Genomic DNA, 5,574 nt, shown 5'->3' on the forward strand with positions numbered 1-5,574 from the left:
GGCGGGCGGCGCGGCCACGCCGGGGGGAACGAAGGCAGGCGGCCCCTTCGGCGCAGCGGGCGGTGGCGGCACGGGCGCGGCAACCGGTGCCGGTGGAGGAACGGGCGGCGTCTCGGGCGCGGGCGTCGGGCTCGCCGGCGCGGCCGTGCCGGTCGAGGACGACGTCTCGGCGAAGGGGTCCTTGAACGCGTCGCGGATGCCGTTCTCGTCGATCTGACGCTCGACGTCGCGCTTCATCTCGTAGACGCCCGTCCTCACCTCGTCGATCTGACGCTTGACCTCGTCGAGCTTGGTCTCCCGCATCATCTCGTCGACATGCACCTGGAACTCGCCGGCCATCCGCCTCGCCTTGCGGATGAACTCGGCAAGGCCGCGCACGGCATTGGGCAGTTCCTTCGGCCCGATCACCACGAGGGCGACCAGGAGGATCAGGGCAATTTCCGACCAGGCGAAATCGAACATGCGCTTCTCTCGGCCGACGCTGGCGCGGCGGCGACCCCCTCGCTACCGCACGCCGCCGAGCGGGCCGTGCGCCTTGGGGGGGGCTTGCGGCTCCTCGAACGGTGCGTCCTCCGACACCGGCGCGGCCTTCTGCGAGAGATGCCCACGCAGGTCGCGGATGCCGCGGCCGAGTTCGGCGCCGAGTGCGGGAAGCTTGCGGCTGCCGAAGAGCAGCGCAAGCACGAGCCCCACGATCGCGATCTGCCAGATGCCGATGCTCATCCCTCTCCCCCGTCACGTCCCGGGACGCGCGATGCCGCTGCCCGCCCCGCCGGCATGAGCGGTCGCGGATATTGGCAGGTTGCCCCCCCACCGGCAACGCAGCCGGAGCGGCGGGGAGCGCGGCGGCGCAGGATCGTCATGCCGCCTCGCTGTCGGGAAATACATAGGCACGCGTCGGGTCGAGCGCGACCGCCACCACGGCATCGCGAGCGGGAAGGAACTCTCCTGGGATGCGCGCGTGCACGTGATGCACCTCGCCAACCCCGTCCTCGACCGAGAGATGCACCATCGAGGTGCGGCCGAGCAGCCGCGCCGCCTCGACGCGTGCGCGCGCGTGGCAGGCCTCGCCCTCGGAAGCGGGAAGCAGGCGGATCGCCTCGGGACGGATCAGCACCTCGACGCGCTCGCCCTCCTGCCGCCCGCCGGCGGGGACCGGGCCGAAAGGGGTCGCGACCATGCCGAGCCGCACCTGGCCGGAGAGCCGGTTCACCTCGCCGAGGAAGGAGGCGACGAAGGGCGTGGCGGGGTGGAGATAGATCTCGGCCGGCGGGCCGGATTGCGCGATCAGCCCGCGATGGAGGATGGCCATGCGGTCGGCCATGAACATGGCCTCCTCGGCATCGTGCGTGACCATCAGCACGGCGATGCCTTCCTCCTGCAGCACGTGCAGCGTGTCGTCGCGCACGCGGTCGCGAAGCCTCGCATCGAGGCCGGAGAAGGGCTCGTCGAGCAGCAGCACCTTCGGCTGCGGGGCGAGCGCGCGGGCGAGCGCGACGCGCTGCTGCTGCCCGCCGGAGAGGGTGTGCGGCATGGTGGAGGCGAACCGGTCCATCCCGACGCGGGCGAGCATCGCCATGGCCCGATCGCGCCGCGCCGTGCCGCGAAGCGCGGTCAGCCCGAAGGCGACGTTGTCGAGCACGGAGAGATGGGGAAACAGGGCGAAATCCTGGAACAGCAGGCCCACGCCGCGCTGCTCGGGCGGCACCTCCCGCCCCGGCTCTGCGACCACCCTTCCGCCCACGACGACGCGGCCGCGCTGCAGCGGCGTCAGGCCCGCGGCGATGCGCAGGAGCGTCGTCTTGCCGTCGCCCGAAGGCCCGAGCAGGCAGACGATCTCGCCCGGCGCGACGGCCAGCGTGATCCCCTTCAGGATCTCCGCCTCGCCGAAGCGGTGATGGATGTCCTCGAGCCGGAGCGCCATCAGACCGGCTTGTCCTCTCCGCGCGCTTGAGGCTCCTCCGGCTCTGGGTCGAGAGGCGGGGGCGCCTCCTCCTCGGCCTCAGCCACCCCGCCTGGCGGGGAAGGCTCGGCGCCCGGGGAACCCGCGCTGGAGGAAGACGGCGGCAGGGGCTCGAGGAGCCCCGCTGCCTTCAGCTCGTCGAGCTTCGGCAGGTCCTTGATCGAGGCGAGGCCGAAATGCGCGAGGAACTGCGCCGTGGTTCCCCAGGTCGCCGGGCGCCCGGGCGTCTCGCGCCTGCCCTTCGGCTCGACGAAACCAGCCTCGACAAGCGTGTCGAGCGTGCCCTGGGCAAGCGCAACGCCGCGGATGTCCTCGATCTCCGCGCGCGTCACGGGCTGGTGGTAGGCGACGATGGCGAGCGCCTCGACGGCGGCGCGAGACAGCCGCCGCGGCACCTCGAAGCGCTTGCGCAGAAGCGGGGCGAGATCGGGCGCGGTGCGCATCATCCAGCCGCCCGCGACAGCGACCACCTCGACGCCACGGCCGGCAAGGCCATCGCCGAGCACCGCGACCACGGCGGCCGGGGCCAACCCTTCGGGCAGGATGGCGGCGAGCGCCTTCTCCGTAACTGGTTCGGCGGCCGCGAAGAGAAGCGCCTCGGCAAGCCGCACGTGCTCCGCGGTGATCTCAGCCGCGCCAGGCGCGACTTCCGCTTCTGCCGCAGGATCAATGGGTTCGTCTGTCTCGTTCATGTCTCGGTCGCTGGCTTCTGCTCGGCCGGCTTCACATAGATGGGGCCGAAGGCCTGTTCCTGCCGCAGATCGACGCTGCCTGTCTTGGCCATCTCGAGCCCGGCGACCAGCATGGCCGCCATGGCCGCCCGCGTCGGCAGGCCTCGCGCGAGCCCGGGCGGCAGGAACTGCGACAGCACCGCCCAGCCCGGAACATTGCCGATCAGCCTGTTCAGCCGGGCGATCGCCTCCTCGACCGAGAGGAGATCGAGCGGCGGCGGCGTGTAGGTGCGCTTGCCGAGCGAGCGTCGGCGGGCCGCGGCGTAGGCCGCGATCATCTCGTGCATGGTGAGCCTGACGCCCCCCGGCACGCGCTCGACCATCGCCTCCGGCGCCCCCCGGGGCCAGACATCGAGGCCCAGGCGATGCCGCGCCATCAGGCTCGCGCCCACCTCGCGCATCGCCTCGAGGCGACGGAGCTGGAAGGCGAGCGCCTCGGCTGCCTCTTCGGGGGAAGGCTCGTCCTCCGGCCGCTCCGACGGCGGGATCAGCAGGCGGGACTTCAGGTAGGCGAGCCAGGCGGCCATCACCAGCATGTCGGCCGCGAGGTCGAGGTCGAGCGCGCGGGCGCGGGCGATCCAGGCGAGATACTGCTCGGCGAGAGCGAGAACGGAGATGCGCGCGAGGTCGACCTTCTGCTCCCGCGCGAGCGCGAGAAGCAGGTCGAGCGGCCCCTCGAACCCCTCCACGGCGACGGCGAGGGTTCCGGGAGCCTCAGGGACCCGGGGCGCGTCCTCGGCGAAGGGCTCGGGCTCGGTCATGGAGGACCGCTCTACAGCCCGGCTGCGGTGAAGACCAGCCGCCTGAAGAAGTCGAGCGGCGGCCAGAGGATGGAGCCGAGCGGGTCTGCCGCGATGCCGGCCTGGCGAAGCAGCGCGGGCAGAAGGAAGAAGCCGAGGATGATGATCGCAAACCCCATCGGCTCGAGACGCGCCACCGCCCGCGCGGGGCCAAGAGGCAGCACGCCCACGAGGATCCGCCCGCCGTCGAGCGGCGGGATTGGGAGAAGGTTGAACAGCATCAGAAGCAGGTTGATCTGCACCGCGAAGAGGATGAGCTCCACCACGTAGAGCCCGATCTCGCGCGGCATCAGGTCGACGCTGTGGCCCGCGAGCGCGAACAGGAAGGCGAGCAGGAGGTTCATCGCAGGCCCCGCCGCCGCAACCCAGGCCATGCCGACGCGGGGGTTGGGGAAGTAGCGCGGGTCGACAGGCACGGGCTTTGCCCAGCCGAACATGAACTCCACCCGCCCGATCGTCAGCATCTGCATGGCGAACAGGAAGAGCGGCAGCGCCACCGTGCCCACAGGGTCGGCGTGCCGGATGGGGTTGAGCGACAGCCGGCCCATCAGCCGCGCCGTCGGGTCGCCGAGCGCGTTGGCGGCCCACCCGTGCGCGACCTCGTGCAGAACGATGGCGATCACGGCTCCCGGCGCGATCACCAGGAAGCCCCAGAGGAAGGCCTCGATCATCCGAGCAGGGCAGCGAGCGCCGCCTCGGCCCTGGCGCGTTCGAAGCGCGTGCGCGAGGCCGCACCCAGCTTCGCCCCCGCCCTCACCCGGCGCGCCGCGGTACCGGAAAGCTCCGGCACCGCCTTCAGGACGGCCTCGGTGCGGGCAAGCTCGCCCGGGCATTCGAGAACGAGGTCGCAGCCCGCCTCGATCGCCTCCTTCGCGCGCCGGCCCGGCTCGCCTGCCAGCGCCTTCATCGCCAGATCGTCGGTGACCAGCACGCCGCCGAAGCCGATCTCGCGGCGGATGAAGCGTACGACCTTCGGCGAGAGCGTGGCAGGGCGGTCGGGGTCGAGCGCGCGGTAGACGATATGCGCGGTCATCGCCCAGGGGCAGGTCTCGGCGAGCGCGGCGAAGGGCCTGGCGTCCCGGGCGCGGAGTTCGGCGAGCGAGGCCTCGACCACAGGAAGCGCGTGATGGCTGTCCGCCGTCGCCCGCCCATGGCCGGGGATGTGCTTCATCACCGGCAGCACCCCGCCGGCGAGAAGGCCGCGGGCAACGGCCCGGCCGAGGCTCGCCGCCATCCGCGGCGTGTCGCCATGCGCGCGGTCGCCGATCACGTCATGCGCGCCGGGAACCGGCAGGTCGAGCACGGGCGCGCAATCGACGTCGATGCCGAGATCGGCGAGGTCGTCGGCCATGAGCCTCGCGTTGAGGAAGGCGGCGCGGCGGGCGGCGGCGGGGTCGGTCGCGGCAAGGCGGGAAAACACCGAGGCCGCAGGCGGGTGGCGCCAGTGCGGCGCCTTCAGCCTGGCGACGCGCCCGCCCTCCTGGTCGATCAGCACAGGCGCGTCCTCGCGCCCGATTGCGCGGCGGAAAGCTGCCGTCAGGTCAAACACCTGCGCTGGCGTGTCGATGTTGCGTGCGAACACGATGAGCCCGAGCGGGCGAAGTCGGCGGAACAGCCTCTCCTCTTCCGCCGTGAGCTCGTGTCCGGAGACGCCGACGATCGCGGCGCGGGGCGCCTGGCCGGTTGCCACGCCGTTCAACCGGACGGTGCGACGAAGCAGGAGCCGCCGGCCGCCTTCACGCGCTCGCAGAAGGCCCGCGCCGACGCATTGTCCTCGAAGGCGCCGGTGCGGACGCGCCAGAAGGGCTGCCCCTCGCGCTCGCCACGGGACACGACGAGGCTCTGGGTGGCGAGGAGCTCGGGCATGCGGCGGCGAAGCCTGTTCCACTCCGCGGTCGCTGCCTGCTCGCTCGGCACGGCGGCGAGCTGCACCTGGATGCGCCCGGAGGGCACGGGCGGAGGCGGCGGCGACGCCGCGGCGGCAACCTGTGATGGGGCGGGTGCAGGCGGAGGAGGCGCCGAGCCGGCCGGACGTGGCGGTGCGGGCGGCGGCACCGGGCCGGAGGCAGGCGGCGCGGGG

General features: G+C 72.6%; 8 protein-coding genes. All 8 read right to left on the reverse strand.

Features of this window, described 5'->3' with window-relative positions:
• Window positions 1-462, reverse strand: a 462-nt coding sequence (gene tatB / locus FIF60_RS21820) for a Sec-independent protein translocase protein TatB (protein ID WP_158639339.1), incomplete at its 3' end; no start/stop codon positions are given.
• 42 nt (window positions 463-504) lie between these two features.
• Window positions 505-723 (reverse strand): twin-arginine translocase TatA/TatE family subunit, encoded by a 219-nt coding sequence (locus FIF60_RS21175; protein ID WP_144300273.1) that lies wholly within the window; start codon window positions 721-723, stop codon window positions 505-507.
• Window positions 724-859: 136 nt separating this feature from the next.
• Window positions 860-1,924 carry an ABC transporter ATP-binding protein gene (locus tag FIF60_RS21180; protein WP_144300274.1) on the reverse strand — a complete coding sequence of 355 codons (1,065 nt, stop codon included), beginning with the start codon at window positions 1,922-1,924 and terminating at the stop codon, window positions 860-862.
• Window positions 1,924-2,655 (reverse strand): SMC-Scp complex subunit ScpB, encoded by a 732-nt coding sequence (gene scpB / locus FIF60_RS21185; protein WP_144300275.1) that lies wholly within the window; start codon window positions 2,653-2,655, stop codon window positions 1,924-1,926. The genes FIF60_RS21180 and scpB overlap by 1 nt, the downstream gene beginning before the upstream one ends.
• Window positions 2,652-3,455 (reverse strand): segregation and condensation protein A, encoded by an 804-nt coding sequence (locus tag FIF60_RS21190; protein WP_144300276.1) that lies wholly within the window; start codon window positions 3,453-3,455, stop codon window positions 2,652-2,654. The genes scpB and FIF60_RS21190 overlap by 4 nt, the downstream gene beginning before the upstream one ends.
• Before the next feature lie 11 nt (window positions 3,456-3,466).
• A complete protein-coding gene (locus FIF60_RS21195; protein WP_144300277.1) occupies window positions 3,467-4,165 on the reverse strand; it encodes a site-2 protease family protein in 699 nt (232 codons plus the stop codon).
• Entirely contained in the window at window positions 4,162-5,184 is a 1,023-nt protein-coding gene (gene nagZ, locus FIF60_RS21200; protein WP_204251276.1) for a beta-N-acetylhexosaminidase, read from the reverse strand. The genes FIF60_RS21195 and nagZ overlap by 4 nt, the downstream gene beginning before the upstream one ends.
• Window positions 5,185-5,189: 5 nt before the next feature.
• On the reverse strand, window positions 5,190-5,574 hold a 385-nt coding region (locus tag FIF60_RS21970; protein WP_144300279.1), incomplete at its 5' end, for an SPOR domain-containing protein.

Source organism: Elioraea rosea (assembly GCF_007644105.1).
In the GTDB taxonomy this organism is placed as follows: domain Bacteria; phylum Pseudomonadota; class Alphaproteobacteria; order Acetobacterales; family Acetobacteraceae; genus Elioraea_A; species Elioraea_A rosea.